This is a genomic window from Levilactobacillus hammesii DSM 16381, assembly GCF_001434395.1.
GTDB classification, from domain to species: Bacteria; Bacillota; Bacilli; order Lactobacillales; family Lactobacillaceae; genus Levilactobacillus; species Levilactobacillus hammesii.
On sequence record NZ_AZFS01000061.1, the window covers coordinates 162,803 to 177,951 of the forward strand.

Annotated in this window: 15 protein-coding genes; 5 read left to right on the forward strand and 10 right to left on the reverse strand. The window is 50.1% G+C overall.

Features of this window, described 5'->3' with window-relative positions:
- Nucleotides 1-3: 3 nt before the first annotated feature.
- The 6 genes from FD28_RS09530 to FD28_RS09555 all read right to left on the reverse strand — a co-directional run bounded on the left by FD28_RS09530 (nt 4) and on the right by FD28_RS09555 (nt 6,774).
- Nucleotides 4-1,371, reverse strand: coding sequence for a sugar porter family MFS transporter (locus FD28_RS09530; RefSeq protein WP_057734814.1), 1,368 nt, complete (start codon nt 1,369-1,371; stop codon nt 4-6).
- A 288-nt stretch (nt 1,372-1,659) separates the two neighbouring features.
- On the reverse strand, nt 1,660-2,331 hold the full coding sequence (locus tag FD28_RS09535; RefSeq protein WP_057734815.1) for an ABC transporter ATP-binding protein: 672 nt from the start codon (nt 2,329-2,331) through the stop codon (nt 1,660-1,662).
- A gap of 3 nt (nt 2,332-2,334) precedes the next feature.
- Nucleotides 2,335-3,396 (reverse strand): FtsX-like permease family protein, encoded by a 1,062-nt coding sequence (locus tag FD28_RS09540; RefSeq protein WP_057734816.1) that lies wholly within the window; start codon nt 3,394-3,396, stop codon nt 2,335-2,337.
- A gap of 2 nt (nt 3,397-3,398) precedes the next feature.
- On the reverse strand, nt 3,399-3,917 hold the full coding sequence (locus FD28_RS09545; RefSeq protein ID WP_057734817.1) for a TetR/AcrR family transcriptional regulator: 519 nt from the start codon (nt 3,915-3,917) through the stop codon (nt 3,399-3,401).
- Between the two features lie 202 nt (nt 3,918-4,119).
- Nucleotides 4,120-5,265, reverse strand: coding sequence for an MFS transporter (locus FD28_RS09550; RefSeq protein WP_057734949.1), 1,146 nt, complete (start codon nt 5,263-5,265; stop codon nt 4,120-4,122).
- A 252-nt stretch (nt 5,266-5,517) separates the two neighbouring features.
- Nucleotides 5,518-6,774: a tyrosine-protein phosphatase gene (locus FD28_RS09555; protein ID WP_057734818.1), complete on the reverse strand. Its 1,257-nt coding sequence runs from the start codon at nt 6,772-6,774 to the stop codon at nt 5,518-5,520.
- 902 nt (nt 6,775-7,676) lie between these two features.
- On the opposite strand from FD28_RS09555, the gene FD28_RS09560 reads away from it, so the two are divergent.
- Entirely contained in the window at nt 7,677-8,183 is a 507-nt protein-coding gene (locus tag FD28_RS09560; protein WP_057734819.1) for a DUF2798 domain-containing protein, read from the forward strand.
- A gap of 128 nt (nt 8,184-8,311) precedes the next feature.
- Here FD28_RS09560 and FD28_RS09565 read toward each other — a convergent pair whose 3' ends face one another.
- Both FD28_RS09565 and FD28_RS09570 read right to left on the reverse strand, forming a co-directional pair.
- On the reverse strand, nt 8,312-8,572 hold the full coding sequence (locus tag FD28_RS09565; protein WP_057734820.1) for a Mor transcription activator family protein: 261 nt from the start codon (nt 8,570-8,572) through the stop codon (nt 8,312-8,314).
- Nucleotides 8,573-8,680: 108 nt separating this feature from the next.
- Complete coding sequence (locus tag FD28_RS09570; RefSeq protein ID WP_162255553.1) at nt 8,681-8,935, reverse strand: Mor transcription activator family protein; 255 nt, start codon at nt 8,933-8,935, stop codon at nt 8,681-8,683.
- A gap of 89 nt (nt 8,936-9,024) precedes the next feature.
- On the opposite strand from FD28_RS09570, the gene FD28_RS09575 reads away from it, so the two are divergent.
- Complete coding sequence (locus FD28_RS09575) at nt 9,025-9,975, forward strand: helix-turn-helix transcriptional regulator (RefSeq protein WP_057734822.1); 951 nt, start codon at nt 9,025-9,027, stop codon at nt 9,973-9,975.
- A 212-nt stretch (nt 9,976-10,187) separates the two neighbouring features.
- On the opposite strand, the gene FD28_RS09580 is transcribed toward FD28_RS09575, so the two are convergent.
- Together FD28_RS09580 and FD28_RS09585 are read right to left on the reverse strand one after the other, a co-directional pair.
- Entirely contained in the window at nt 10,188-10,748 is a 561-nt protein-coding gene (locus FD28_RS09580) for a nucleotidyltransferase family protein (RefSeq protein WP_057734950.1), read from the reverse strand.
- Between the two features lie 71 nt (nt 10,749-10,819).
- On the reverse strand, nt 10,820-11,110 hold the full coding sequence (locus FD28_RS09585; protein ID WP_057734823.1) for a Mor transcription activator family protein: 291 nt from the start codon (nt 11,108-11,110) through the stop codon (nt 10,820-10,822).
- A 484-nt stretch (nt 11,111-11,594) separates the two neighbouring features.
- On the opposite strand from FD28_RS09585, the gene FD28_RS09590 reads away from it, so the two are divergent.
- The 3 genes from FD28_RS09590 to aldA all read left to right on the forward strand — a co-directional run bounded on the left by FD28_RS09590 (nt 11,595) and on the right by aldA (nt 15,091).
- Complete coding sequence (locus FD28_RS09590) at nt 11,595-12,287, forward strand: N-acetylmuramoyl-L-alanine amidase (protein ID WP_057734824.1); 693 nt, start codon at nt 11,595-11,597, stop codon at nt 12,285-12,287.
- A 229-nt stretch (nt 12,288-12,516) separates the two neighbouring features.
- Nucleotides 12,517-13,317: an SDR family NAD(P)-dependent oxidoreductase gene (locus tag FD28_RS09595; protein WP_057734825.1), complete on the forward strand. Its 801-nt coding sequence runs from the start codon at nt 12,517-12,519 to the stop codon at nt 13,315-13,317.
- A gap of 298 nt (nt 13,318-13,615) precedes the next feature.
- Nucleotides 13,616-15,091, forward strand: a complete 1,476-nt coding sequence (gene aldA, locus FD28_RS09600) for an aldehyde dehydrogenase (protein WP_057734826.1) — start codon at nt 13,616-13,618, stop codon at nt 15,089-15,091.
- Nucleotides 15,092-15,149 lie beyond the last annotated feature (58 nt).

A 15,149-nucleotide genomic window follows, 5' to 3' on the forward strand; every position in this document is an offset into this window, starting at 1 on the left:
TACCTAGGCTTTCTTCTCTTGATGCCGCAATTCCAATTCGATTTCTTCCAGTGACTTGCCCCGCGTTTCGGGAACCAGGTAGTGGACAAAGAACATGGAGAGCACGGCAAATACCGCGAACACGGCGAATGGTCCACCAACATTATTGTTGAAGTACGTCAGCATGACCAAGAAGAATTGGGAAACCAGGAAGTTCCCAATCCAGTTTGCCGCTGACCCAATAGAAGACCCAATCCCCCGCACACTCAGTGGGAAGATTTCACCAATCGTGACCCAGGCAATTGGCCCCCAGGAAATGGCGAACCCGAAGATGTAGATGGCAATTAAGATCATCGTTGGAATGGCCGTGGTATGAATATCCATGGTAAAGTTCATGACCGCTAGGATTCCCAGCGAAACCGCCATGACGACCGACCCAAACATCAAGAAGGTCTTCCGGTTGAATTTATCCATAATGAAGGTTGCCAGAACCGTGACCAAGAAGTTCACGACCCCAATCCCCACGGAGATCCAGATGGCACTGCCTTCTGCGAAACCAAAGCCCTTAATAAAGACTTGAGGTAAGAAGTAAATCACGGAGTTAATCCCGACCAATTGCTGCAGCAACATGATTCCCACCGCAACAATCACCGCGGGCCGCGCAACCGTAAAGAGTTCCTTCAGGCCACCCTTAGGCTGTTGTGCGATGACCTTGATATCGGCTAATTCCTTTTCCGGACTATCATTCGTATTCTTCCGCAACATTTTCAAAACACTCAGTGCTTGGTCATTATGACCCTGTTCGGCCAAAAACCGTGGTGATTCTGGGAGTAACAGGCCCCCGATTAGCAGTAAGGCCGCTGGAATCAAGGCTGACCCCAGCATCCACCGCCAGTCACGAATACCCAACAGGTTGTGATGCAAGAAGCCCAGGTTAGAGACGTAGGCCAACAGAATCCCCAAGGTAATCATCAGTTGGAACAAGGTCCCCAACGACCCCCGCCGTTCCGCGGGTGCCAGTTCGGCCAAGTAGGCTGGCGTCAACGCTGACGCCGACCCAACGGCCAAGCCCAAGATGATCCGAGCAACCACCATGGACCAGAAACCGACCGCCACCATGGATAGTGAGGACCCGAGTAGGAATAGGATGGCCGCCAAGATCAGCAGGCGTTTCCGCCCATACTTGTCAGCCAATGGCCCCACACCCAAGGCCCCGACCGATGAACCGATCAAGACGGATGAGGTGATGAACCCTGTCTGGGCGATATCCAGACTAAAGTTACTTTCAATCAGAGGCGATGCCCCAGAAATAATACCCGTATCGAATCCAAATAGTAGTCCCCCAAGTGCACCAAACGTAAAAATAAAGAAAGTGCTTAAGTGTCGATTCATTTTGTCTTCACCCTCCGACGTAAATATAAGAACGTCTATATAAATAATTTTGTAACCGCTTCCTTAATCAGTGTACGCGTCCGTTTGCTGATACGCAATTGTCTAGACCAAAAAAGTTGCAAAAAATAGTATTTTTCGCGTTTCCATAATTAAAAGGCAGCGACAAATCCCGTTGTTGTTGGGTTTGTCGCTGCTTCGGTGTATTCATTTGATTTGAAAATTTTCAAATTAAAATTTTTCCACTCTATGAGCCTGTAAAAAAGTTAATCAACGCCACATCAATACGATCTAAGCCACCGTCATCTTGCCATCCATAATGGCATAGGTACGGTCCGCATAATCCCGCAGTCGCAAGTCATGGGTCACGACCACGATGGCCTTGTTGTGGGCCTTGGCCAGGTCATGGAGCAACTGTCCCACGACCTTGACTCGTTCACTGTCTAACGCCGCCGTCGGTTCATCGGCTAGAATGATATCGGGATTCTGATAAAGCGCCCGCGCGATGGCGACCCGCTGCGATTGCCCACCGGACAATTCCGCTGGATATTGGTTGACCAGCTGACGGATGCCCAGCTGCGCTAACAGGTGATCCAACGCGGCTGTATCGAGATTTCCCTGTGGCTTCACGCGATCGACCAGTTTAAATTGATCCTCGACCGTGAGATAGGGCACCAGGTTGTAGGCCTGCAGGATAAAGCCAATATGATTGAGGCGCAATGCATCCCGCGCCTTACCGGATAGCTGATTGAGTCCGTTTCCCTGAACGATCACATCGCCCGCACTCGGCGTCTGAATTCCCCCCGCAATCGTCAGAAAGGTACTCTTGCCAGACCCGGACGGCCCAATCACCAGGCTAACCTCTCCTGCCGCAGCGGTGAAATTAACATCCGTCAGGACCGTCACTTCATTACTAGCGTGCCCAAACGTCTTGGTCACGTGTTTCACTTCAAGAACTGCCATACGCTAACCTCCTATGACGCTGACCGGATCAACGTTCAAAATGACTTTGACTGGAATCAAGGCCCCCACGAGACCCGTTAACAAAATACCGCCGGTCACGCCGGCCAGTAATGGGATGTTGAAGCCCATGGGTACCCCTGCCGGTAAGGCTAAGACGGTTGCTAACGTCAAGGCGGCCCCCAGAACCAAACCGCCCACGACCAATAGCATCGCCTGGCTGAGCGTGGTCGTGACCAGTACCTTAGCCGGGATCCCTTGCGCCCGTAACACCGCATAATTCGGTAACTTTTGCAGCGTTAAAATGTACAGGAAGACGGCAATCACGACCATAGCAATAATCATTAGGAAGCCAATCATAAAGGTAAAGGTTGTGTTCTGAGCCGAATAACCGGGTAACTTATTAATGAATTGTCCCATCGTCAGGGTGCTCAGCCCCGCGACCTTGGGCTGGAAGCTAGCCCGTTCGGTCACGATCCCGTTGGCCTGAAAGTCACTGGTCACGTGGCTTAGCGTGCGCCAGGTTCCCAACGTCCCGTAAATGACAGGAGCCACACTAAGCTTGGCGTTATGCGTAAAACCAACGATTTTATACGTCGTGTCCGTCGAATTTAACGTGACCCGATCCCCTAGGTGGTAGCCATTAGTCTTGAAGCTGTCATCGACCATAATCTGCCGATTGGTGACCGGTTTGTGGCCACTGGTGACCTTGACCCGCCGGTAAATAAATTGTTGCTGGCTGATACCCAGAAACTGCGCGGATAATTTGGCTTGGCCCTTCGCTTTGGCGACGACCCCCGCTTGGCCGAGATAAGCCTCGTGCTGGGTTAGCTTGGCCTTGTCTGTGGTCTTTTTCGTCAACAACGACTGAGAAAGGCTGTCGTTGGCATCCGAATTCAACACGATCTTGCTGGCCTGCCAGGATGAAATGGCCTGGGTATTTTGCTGGGCGAGCCCGTATGCCAGACCGCTGAGGACAAATACCAGGTAGCTGACCAGGACGATCATCCCCACAATCAAACCGTAACGCAGCTTCTCGTGACGGATCTCCTTTAGCGCTAGAAACATGGTCACGCCTCCTTCGGTTGTAACAGGGTCAGTGCCGTCCATAACCGCTCACGGGCCACAGCTTCACTGGCGGGCTGCAATAAAATTTCCTTGATAGCCGCGTGGCTCAACACCATCGCCGCCCAAGCAATGGCGGGTAACTGCGCAGACACCGGTGTCACTGGCAGCAGGCTTTCATTCTCGGCGTAGTGCCGGCGGATAAAGGCGTAGTATTGGCTATCATTGACCTGGTCGACAAAGTCCACGACGCCTCGGTAAATCCGTTTGGCGTCAAACACCTGCCGCTCATCCCCACCGGCATCCCGGTGAATCTGACTCAACGCCACCTGATAAAGGTACTGATAGGCATCCGTCAAATCCGCAAAGTACTTGTAAAAGGCGCCCCGGGCAATCCCGGCACTGGTCACGATCCGGGCCACTTGAGCCTCGGCCAGGCCGTGATCGGAGAATTCTGTCAATAAGGCCGCCGTGATGCGGTCTTTTTTAGCTGTTGGTAAATGATCAAACGTCGTTGAAGGCAAGGGAAAAACTCCTCTCTCTAATCGAAAGTGACATCGTGTCACTTTCGGTACTATAGCACGATGGTGACACCGTGTCAACTTCATTGGTACCTCCCTCACCTTCATTCGACCAACCCTACCTAACCGCAGTCTAATCAAAAGGCACCCTACCCGATTCTTTCAGGTAAGGTGCCTAGACCTTCATCTTTCGTGTTGCCAGGGGTTAGTCTTCAACCGCCAGCTTTTCCGGCTCGCCAATCACCCAATGTCCCAGCAAGGCGACGACCAGGAAGGCCGCGGCGACACCGCAGACACCGAGCCAACCGGCGTGGGTCCACGCCCAGGTGGCGGCCAACGTGCCGATCGATCCCCCTAAGAAGTAGCTGAACATAAAGACCGAGTTGTTGCGGCTACTTAATTGGCGATTCAAGGATTGGACAATTGCCTGATTGGAAACCTGACTGAACTGCGTCCCCAAGTCCAGCAGAATGATCCCCAGAATCAGACCGATCATCCAGTGCCCCACGACCCAGAAAATCACGAAGGCGATCCCGGAAAGGGCCATCGATAGCGTAATCGTAAGCCGGGGCGAACGCCGGTCAACCAAGTTACCAATCATGGGTGCGGCCAGTACCCCCGCGATTCCCAAGAGCCCCAGCAAGCCGGCTACGTTACTGCCTAAATGGTAGGTCGCGGCCAAATAAAAGGCCAGGGTCGACCAAAGCACGTTAGACATGCCGAAGAGGCAGAAACCGTTGATGGCTGCCCCGCGCAGTGCCCGTTGACTCGTAAACAATTTGGGCAGCATGCCAATCACCGACCAATAGCGCAGGTTCTGGTGTCCCCGCGCATCCCGGGGCAACTGGACGTGCACGATGGCTAAGAAGATCAGGTCGATCCCCGCCGCCAGCAGATAAATGTACTGCCACGGCATGATGCTCCCCAGCAGGCCACTAAACGACCGGGAGAGTAGGATCCCCGTTAACAAACCACTGAGCACAATTCCCAGTACCCGACCACGTTGCAACGCCGGCGCCAGATATCCCGCATAGGGAATAATGATCTGTGGCGCGACCGACGTGATTCCAACGAGCGCCGTGGCGACCGCAAAGACACCGGCATTGGGTGCCCAAAAGGCCAACAATAAGGAAAAAATCGATAGGGTCATCATGAATTGAATCAAATGATAGCGATCAAAAATATCGCCCAACGGCACGATGAGGAGCAGGCCAAACGCGTATCCCAACTGCGTGACCATGGCCAGTGTCCCCACTGCTGCCTTGGAAATGTCAAAATCGGTCGCAATCAAGTTCTCAATGGGCTGAATAAAGTTCAGGTTGGCCACGATCACCCCGGTGACCACCGCCATGAGTAGGATTGTCCGTCTCGACAGTGTTACTTCTTGTGTCTTCACTTTAAAAACCTCCTCACAGTAGTTTAAGCTACTTTCATGAAAAAGGAAAATAAACCTGACAAATTGCGAAAGCACCACACAATTTTCATGAATTTGAGTAACCCCACTCCCCCACTCTTTATTAATTTCACATATAAAAACAACCTTCCAGGCCAAAAAAATAGCGTCAATCCACTCCCGTTTTCAGGATGAACTGACGCTTGTAAACTATTTCTTGGTTACATATTTATTTAGGATCCAGGCCGTGTGGCCACTAGCATCTTTAATTTGATAGTACGTGTAGGTCTTATGTTTGATTTTAACCTTTTCGGACTTGACCAAGCGCCACTTCTTCGCGGTCTTAGGCGTCTTTCCCTTGGCATGCTTGAGCTTGGCATCCTTGAACCATGGTTTGTGTGCTTTCACCCGGTAAACCCGCTTGGTATGCAACTTCTTGGTTTTGAGAATCTTGACCTGTTTGGCCTTCTTCTTGGGCTTGGTTACCTGGTCGCCGTCCCCGTTTGTCACCACTTCCGGCTTAGTCTCGGGTTGTGGCTTAGGTGTTTCTGGTTGACTGGGGAGGGTCGGCGTGGGGTTCGGTTGGGCGGGCTCGCTGGGTGCTGGGTAGGGCGTTTGTTTCCCATCCGTTGAGACTAAGTACTTGGCCCGTAGCTTGGCTTGGACCGTGGGCGAGATCGCCAGTGCCGTATCGATGTAGTTCTGGAGTGAGCCATAGTTCTTTTCAATGTCCCGGTAGTATTGGCTGATCCACTCGATCTTAACGGTTCTGCCCGTGTATTGCGACAGCATGAAGTCATTGACAATGGTCTGCTTGTCCATACCCAGAATTGCCATGATCAGAACCGTCGCGATCCCCGTGCGATCCTTACCGGAGGAACAGTGGTACAGGGTGGAGCCGCCGTTATTTACGGCCAGCATGTTTAAAAACTGCCGGTAACCCGTAATCGCAGGGTAGCCGAAGGTCAACCGCTGATTGTAGAAATCACCGTCACCCCCACCATCCGTGTAAGCGTGCGGCCCTAGAATTGAAATATAGGTTTCCTTGGCGCCCGGAATCGCAACGTCCGGTGCGGACTTCACCTGCCCTGGTGTTCGTAAGTCGACGACTGATTTCACGCGGTACTTATCCGTGAATGTCTTAACGTCATCTGAGTCCAGCTTGTTTAAATTATCCGACCGTAGGAGTTGATAGTGACGAATCTGCCACTTACCATCGGCAGTCTGGTACCCACCGAGATCACGTGTATTCTTGGTGTTGTGCAAAACGACCAGCGTTTTAGCTAGGTCCTCTTTTTTGGACCCATCTACCAGAAGTGTCGTGGCTTTCCCCGTATCAGCCGACTTCACCTGCCCGGCGACTGGTGGCTGTGCTGTCGTAGCGGCTATTCCAGGCGTAACTCCCACACCCGCCAAGGCTATCGCGGCGCCGAATAAGCTCAATGATTTAATCATTAGATGCTTCAATTCATAACCCTCCTACTCTCTCAAGTGCCAACATCATTTACAGGGATTAGGATAGCAGCGCCACGTTTATTTTATGCAAATATTCTGTATAAAATTTGTAAATAGAAATTTATATCAAAAACTAATTACGATTTTCTCAGTTTCGGAATCCTTAAAAGCCATCGTGCCTCTGCCTTTCAGACGCATCACAGGATCAGCGCATCCGGACTAGATCCACGTAGATCGCCGCGAGGCCAGCAGATACAAATATTCCTTTACTAAAAAGCTGATTGCGAAAAATCATCAGATTTCCCGCAATCAGCTTTCATTTTACAGAGCTACTCTTAGTCTGTTTTCAGTATTTATTTTTACTTTTCATTTCTCAAACACCATAATTACGATAGCACCAACTAATGTCCCACCTAGAATCCAAGCAATAGTCATTAAATTAAAACTAAATACTGACGGCCACATAATCGGTAATAGGAAGAATCCGATAAGAAAAACCAAGTAAAAAACAAAATACCGTTTTAATCTACTCTTTATTATTGCCACCCCCACTTCGTCATGCCGTGAACACTGAAGTTGTAAGCTACCCAAATTTCACCTTTATCACGCTACCGGCTAATACGCCAACAGCAACCGTAACTGCTAAGACAGTTCCGATAGTCCCCTTCTAATTATGTTACCAGTAAATAAGACTATGTTATATCAATAATTAAAAATATTTTTCCTGCCAGATTTCCTTAAAACATTTCTCGACTTAGTTTATCAAGATCTGACAGTGAATTCTCTGTCCTTATTTCTTTCATTGCGGTCGTAATTCAATGGAATTTTCAACTATTTTCAAAATAATCCTTACGAAATGAAAATAAACATGGTATGCTAACAGCTCGTGGGAAATACAAACGAGGAGTTACACCATGCCTAGAAACTTTAAAGAAGAACTTTTATTCACCGCCGTCATGGCCGGACTGATGGTCCTGGTCATGGCCGGCTACAACATCGCCTTAGCTGACGGCTTCTCCCATCACTTCATCCGTGAAGTCTTGACGGGCTATCCGTTAGCCCTTCTGGTCGCCGCCATCTGCGACCTGGGGATCATTGGCCCCAGCGTCAAAGGCATCTTTTTCAAATTCATTTTGAATGACTACATGAAGAAAAAACAAATCCGGATCGCCCTGACCATCTCTTGCATGATGGTTGTGGGCATGGTTACCCTGATGTCCCTGTTCGGGATGATCGTGACCCAGAACTTTGGCGGGAACTTCTTCCTGACCTACCTGCACACCTGGATCTTCAACCTATTCATGGCCTTACCATTGCAACTCATCGTGGTCGGCCCCATCGCTCGGGCTATCCTGGGTGCCGTCCAAAAGAAGACGACCCCTGCTACCGAGAACTTGGAACCAGAATCACTTAACGATTAACCTAACTAAACGTCGCCGCTACCATTCAGTAGTCGCGGCGTTTTTTATTTTTCCATAGTCCCACGCCTGTGGAAAACCAATCGGCCTGTCCCGGAATCATTCTCGGGACAGGCCGATTTTGGCGTTGCCTACTTATTTTCTCGCGCCTGCTGGATCATCTGCCGCACCCAGCGCTGCGAGTAGTCATATTTCCGGGTGAGGGCCGGCATATTATGCCCGTTGTATTCCGTCACAATCCGCGCGGCCACCTTGTGCCGATTGTAGAGCCGCATGGGAAACGAGATCTGTTGTCCCCGATACAATTCAAAAATCTTCAACATCAGCTCCTCACCAACCACCTCATACAACTGCGCGTATGAATCCTGCAGCAAATCTGCCTGTACCTTCATCAAAAACCGTCTCCTTTTTGCTAACGTTTCCCCTTTATTAGGGTAGCAAACGTGCCTTACCGGGGAAAATGGGCTTGGCCGGTAACTTCCCCGGCAATCTGCTGGGCACTATGCAGAGAATTTTGCCAAAATCCGGCGAATGGTGCGGCTAGAATAGTTGTGTTGTCGGGCCAATTGACTCACGCTAGTACCGGCTACCCATTCCCGTTGGATGGTTAGCGCCTCGCGCTGCGGGTCCCACAGACGTTTGGGAAAGTTCACCTGCGAACCGCCATAGTACGCGCACAAAGTCTTCGTGACTTCAGGCCCCACCACCTGTGCGAGCTCACGGTATAGTCCCTGCCAATTCTCAATTTCATCCAAGTTCATCGCCTCACTTGCTTACGAATTGACCCCAGTCTACAATGACAAGTAGACAGAATTCGTCTACTTACTAAAAAGGAGTCCTTCCCGTGAATGCCGCCTATCGCCAACTCACCATCTTTCAAGCCCTCATGACGGGGCACCTGGTCAAAAAAACCGAGCTCGCCAACCAATTCCACGTCAGTCCCCGCGTGATTCAGCGCGACTTCAGTCAGATTCGTCAATTCATCACGGAACAACATCTCCTCTATCAACTGAGCTATCGCCGGCAACTTGGTGGCTATCAACTCATCACCACCCAGGATTCCGTCTCCAAACAAACGATCCTGATTCTCATCAAGATTGCCCTAGCCAGCCGCGCACTGACGCGACCGGAAATGACGCAAACCATCAACGGTCTACTGGCGCTCATCTCACCTGAGGATCAGGCCGAAATTCAACCCATCATCAAAAATGAACGGTTCTACTATCAACCCGTTCATCACGGACGGTCCTTACGCCAGATGGTCTGGCAACTTAGCCGTTATATCACGCAAAAACAAAGCATCACGATTACCTACACGCGTCAGCGCGGGGAATTTGTGACCCGCACGATTCTCCCGGAAGCCATTATCTTTTCCGAATACTACTTCTACGTGATTGCCTACAATCCCCGCTACCACCAGAATCTCTTCTACCGTGTCGACCGTATTCGCGACCTCAAGACAACGCAGCAGGTCATCACGCGTACGCGGGCCGAACGCGTTGAAGAGGGTGCCATGCGTCAGTTCCTACAGTACATGCAGCCGGGAAAGAAGATTACCCTGCAATTCAAATTTTGGGGAATTCCCGAGGCGGCCCTTGATCGGTTCCCAACGGCTAAAATCACCACCCGCTATCCCGATGAGCAGGCCGTGCTGATAACCACATCCACCTTCGATACCGGCGCCAAGATGTGGCTGCTGAGCCAGGGCGCCAACGTTCAGGTCGTGGCGCCCCATGACTTTGCCACTGAGATTCAACAGGAACTTACCCGGATGTTGGCGCGCTATCAATCGTGACGGTTCCTTGTCAGTCAATCCACACCCCCAAACGACCGCTAACCCCACCACCACGCGAAAAAAGCTTGTCCCGAAACATCTCGGAACAAGCTTTTTGATACCCTGACACACAGCGTCCGCATCCTCTAAAAGGACCCAATGACCACGTTAAAATCCAATGGCTGACGCCTACGCCATTCATCATCAACCCAATGACGCGAAGGTGCGGGTCGCTACTTCTCGGTAATTTGCAACCGAGGCCACTTCAGCTGCCACTGCTTTTCGGCCATGCGTTGCCGGAACAGATCCAGGTGCGCGTCGTCCTGCTGGTAAAATGGCACCGGCCGACAGCGAAAGTTCACCAAATCATCAACGCCATGTGGCGCGATCAGTTTTAGCTCATTCGCCTCCAGATAGGCCCCCACACAGGTTGGCACCTCGATGAACCGACCGATCGCATCGCTAACGGAAGTAAGCGCGGGGTCATCCTTAAAGTTATAGTGGGCCATGTAAACCTCATTTTTAACCTGCCATTGATACTGCGGCGCAATGGCGGTGAGCCGTGCATAGATTTCCAAATCATCACTGGCCGGTCGAGGGGGATCGAAGAAAACAACGTCAACGTCGCTACCCAAACGAACAGGCTGCCCGCTCAGAACTTGCCAAACCGTGTTACGAATGCTCCCAGCGGCCAATGCCCCTTGCGGCAAATGTTGGTCACGGATCAGTTTTAGGATCGTCATGAGTTCCGGTGTGTCACGAATAATCTGAAGGACCTGAGATTCCGCAGTCATCATGGGTGAAACCTCCTCAATTGTTGCTTGACTTCACACCATTATACCCGAAAAACCGACACCGGTTAGGCCTAATCGTTATCTGCTGATTTTCCCGTTTTCTCGGCTTCCTCACGGTGTTTTTGAATAATCTGCCGAATCCACCGTTGTGAGTAATCATACTCCTTGGTTAACTGTGCCAAGTTATGGCCGTCATATTCATTAACGATCTGTTCAGCCACCTTATCGCGGTTATAGAGGCGCATCGGAAATGAGATCTGCCTTCCGCGATACATCTCATAAACTTTTTCCGTTAAGTCCTCTCCCAATAACTCATAGAGTTGGGCATACGACTCTTGCAATAAATCTACACGCATTGTCATGGCTAGTTCCTCCTCATTTAATGGTTTTTGCCATTAATAGCGTAGCAAACGTGTAAGGCGAGTAAAAATGTGAACTACCTTCAAAGTATAAGGCGGATTACGTTGTATTATGCGTTTAATTTTGATCTAGATTGGGGCGCTTTTTAAAATAATTTTAGACCAGTCTACCCTAATTCACGCTTTAAGCGTATGATTAAACAGGTTAACAAATGGTTGGAAGATATGGGCTCAGGCGCGTCGTTCTACTTAGTCAGTAAGTGATTTTCTTACTGGCTTAGTAGAAAACCAAGCTTGTAGACTCGCGACTTTCGAGGCTTCAAGTTGTGTTCGCACCGTTCCAGTCCCATATCTGCCGGCCGGTAAGGCGAAGGGACCACCAGGTTGCCTAGTAGTCCCACTGCTGTTGCTAGAATAGACATGGCCGGTACTTTGGCATTTTCAACCTTTAGTACGTTAACTAGAATACATAAGGAGTCGATCAGGAATGAAACACAACTGGAAATTGGGATTTGTTGCCGGTATCATGCTACTGTTACCACTAGCACTGGCCACCACAACGTTCACCACGGTCAATGCCGCTAGCAAGACCACAACGTCTAAGACGGCCAAGAAGGCTAAGGCCAAGCCAAAAGCTAAGAAGCACTATTTAATTGTGATGGGTCACGGGGCCGGCGATCCTGGCGCCCGGGGCAATGGTACGACGGAAGCGACCTTCTTGCGGAAACACATGCTGCCTCAGCTGCGGAAATACGCCAAGGAAGTCAAGGGCAGTACCATTACCTTCTACAACCCTAAGAAGAACTTGGTCAGTGATACCCTTTACCATCACAAGGGCTCTTACAAGCTCAACAAAAAGACGACGGTGATCATGTTCCATCTTGATGCCCCTGCTGGTCACGGTGGTCACGTCATTATTCACAAGAAGCACCCCACGAAACGTGACCGGCGTCTCGCTAAGGTTATCAAAAAATATGTTGGTTTAAACAAGGCCTACAACGGTTACAGTTACCGGACCAATCTGCGGAACTGCAACGTCCTTCGCCGTCGTGGAATCGACTACAGCCTGGTCGAATCCGGCTTCATCACTAACAAGAACGACGTCAAGCACCTGAAGAAGAACATGGCCAAGATTGCCAAGGCCGACATCGAAGCCATCACTAACGAAAACATTAAGTAACATCATATCCGACAATCAATAACACCTAAATTAGATTTAACCCCAATAAGACCCGCGCGCAAATGCGTTCGGGTCTTATTTGTCGTCCGCTTAATTTGGTTATTCAACAAATGTTCACCCTCGCAGGATCTTTCTTTGCCGATCTCTCCCTAAGCTGGTATGGTAACTTTAGGCGGGTGGATTGTCTCGACAGTCAGCCCGTCACTATCGACGACCGGAGGCAAAATTTATGACAAAAACTGTAATTGTCCTGGGAGCCGGTTCCGGCTTTGGTCTCGCCATCGCGCGGGCCTTTAGCCAGGCCGGCGCCCACCCCGTTTTAGTTGCGCGCAATCCGCAACGCTTGCAGACCCTAACGGAACAACTTCACATGGAAGGCTTAGCGGCCGACTGGATTGCCGCGGACGCGACCGATCCGGAACAGACGGCTAGTATGTTTCAGCAAGTCACCCGCCAATTTGGACGTCCCCAAACACTCATCTACAATGTCGCCAACACCACGCTAGACGGCCCCCTCACGACACCGACACCTCAGATTCAGCAACGCCTGAATACGAACGTAATTGGTGCCATCACCACCAGTCGTCAATTTCTCGATTTAGCACCCACTGACCTTCCCCGCAACATTCTCTTTACCGGAGGCGGGGCCGCCCATCACCCCGACAAAACAACCACTACACTGTCACTGACCAAGGCCGCCCTCCGCAGCTATACACTATCCCTGGCCGATGCCTTTCACGGAACCAACACGTACGTCGGTCTCATCACAATTCAAGGAATCGCCGGCACCAGTGAGGCCATGCGCCCGGCCAATGTTGCGCAGGTCTATGTGAAGGCGGTCAATACGCGCAGCACCGCAGAAATCTTCTATCCTGGCACAACCGCAAACTCCCCCTCAGAATTCGATCAGCTGCGTAAACTCTCGGCTAATCCGGATCAGCTCCATGATTTTCTCGCCAGTCATCCCAGCGCTGCCACCTTTATTCAGAATCATCCTGAGTTTTTAGACGCCAGCGACCCCTCCCATTAACCCGCCAGTTAAGAAAGTTTGTTGCAAATCTTTAGAAAATCGCGCAGCGTTAGTCGCCCTTGGCGTCTCGCGATTTTGATAGGGTGATAAATGGTGATTTTCTTGTGAATTGGTTTGCAATCTGACAAAAAACGGACTATAACAATGTTGAGTAATCAAATAACTACGCGTGTTTAGTTTTGATTATGTTTTGCTCACTCTGTAACAATCTGTGACGTTTTTTCGTTTACTACCCAGATATGTTCGATGTTATCGTAGTGGTTCATGAAGATAATTGGGAAAGGAAGTATTTCGCATTATGACACAGAACTCCGTCGCATTAAAACATTATCAAATGTACATTAACGGTGAATTTAGGGACTCTACCTCAGGCAACCTGATCACCGTCATCAACCCAGCTACCGGTGAACCCATCTCCACCGTTCCAAGTGCAACCCTCGATGAAACCCGGGAAGCCATTGATGCCGCCTATGAAGCTCAGAAATCCTGGAAGAAAGTTCCAGCCGCAACTCGGGGCCAATATCTCCACGATGTTGCCACTGAAATTCGCAAGGATTCTGCGCATTTGATTTCAATGTTGCAAGAAGAACAAGGTAAGATTAAATCATTGGCAACAACCGAAATTCTCTTCTCTGCGGACTATTTCGACTACATGGCCAGTGCTTCACGGACTTACGAAGGTGAAATTTTACAATCCGACAACGCTAACGAAAGCATTATGATCGACAAACAACCCATTGGTGTCGCTGCCGGAATCTTACCTTGGAACTTCCCATTCTTCCTGATTGCACGGAAGATGGGGCCAGCTTTGGTTACCGGGAACACGATCGTTATGAAGCCAAGTACCGATACCCCTAACTTAGGCTTGGAATTCGCCAATATTTGTGAAAAAGTAGGCATTCCTAAGGGTGTTGTTAACATTATTACCGGTCCTGGTGCCGTCATTGGGGACGAACTTTCCAAGAACAAGAAGATCGGCATTATCAGTTTGACCGGTTCCGTCAACTCCGGGAAGCGGGTCATGGCAGCGGCTGCAACCCACATGGCCAAGGTTTCTCTGGAACTTGGTGGGAAAGCACCAGCCATTGTCTGCAAGGATGCCGACATTGATTTGGCCGTTCAATCCATCATTGACTCTCGTGTCGACAACAACGGGCAACTTTGCAACAACTGTGAACGGGTTTACGTCCAAGAAGACATTGCCGATGAATTCACGAAGAAATTGGCCACGAAGATGGGCGAAGTTACCGTTGGCGATCCTATGAAGCACGAAGACATTGGCATGGGGCCACTGATTAACCAAGCTGCTTTGGACAAGGTATCTGGCATGGTTGACCGTGCTGTCAAGGCCGGCGGCAAGCTGGAAACTGGTGGCCACGTGGTTAAGATTGCCAAGGGCTTCTTCTTCGAACCAACCGTTATCAGCAACGTCAAGCAAGACTCCGAAATTGTCCAAGATGAAATCTTTGGCCCAGTTCTCCCTGTCTTAACCTTTAAGACGTTGGATGACGCCATTGATATGGCCAACGACAGTGACTTTGGATTGACCTCATCCATCTTTACTGAAAACCTTGATAATGCTATGCGGGCTTCTAAGGAACTCGAAGATGGTGAAACCTACATCAACCGGTTCAACTTTGAAGCCATGAATGGCTCTCACTCCGGCTGGAAGGAATCCGGTATCGGTGGTGATGATGGGAAGCACGGGATTGAAGAATTCCTGAACACCCACGTTATCTACCTGCAAGGCCATCCTGAAAAGGCAAATGGCTAAGTCATAGTCGCGAAAAAAGATAATTCATTTAAGAATTATCTTTTTTCCTGTGAATGTG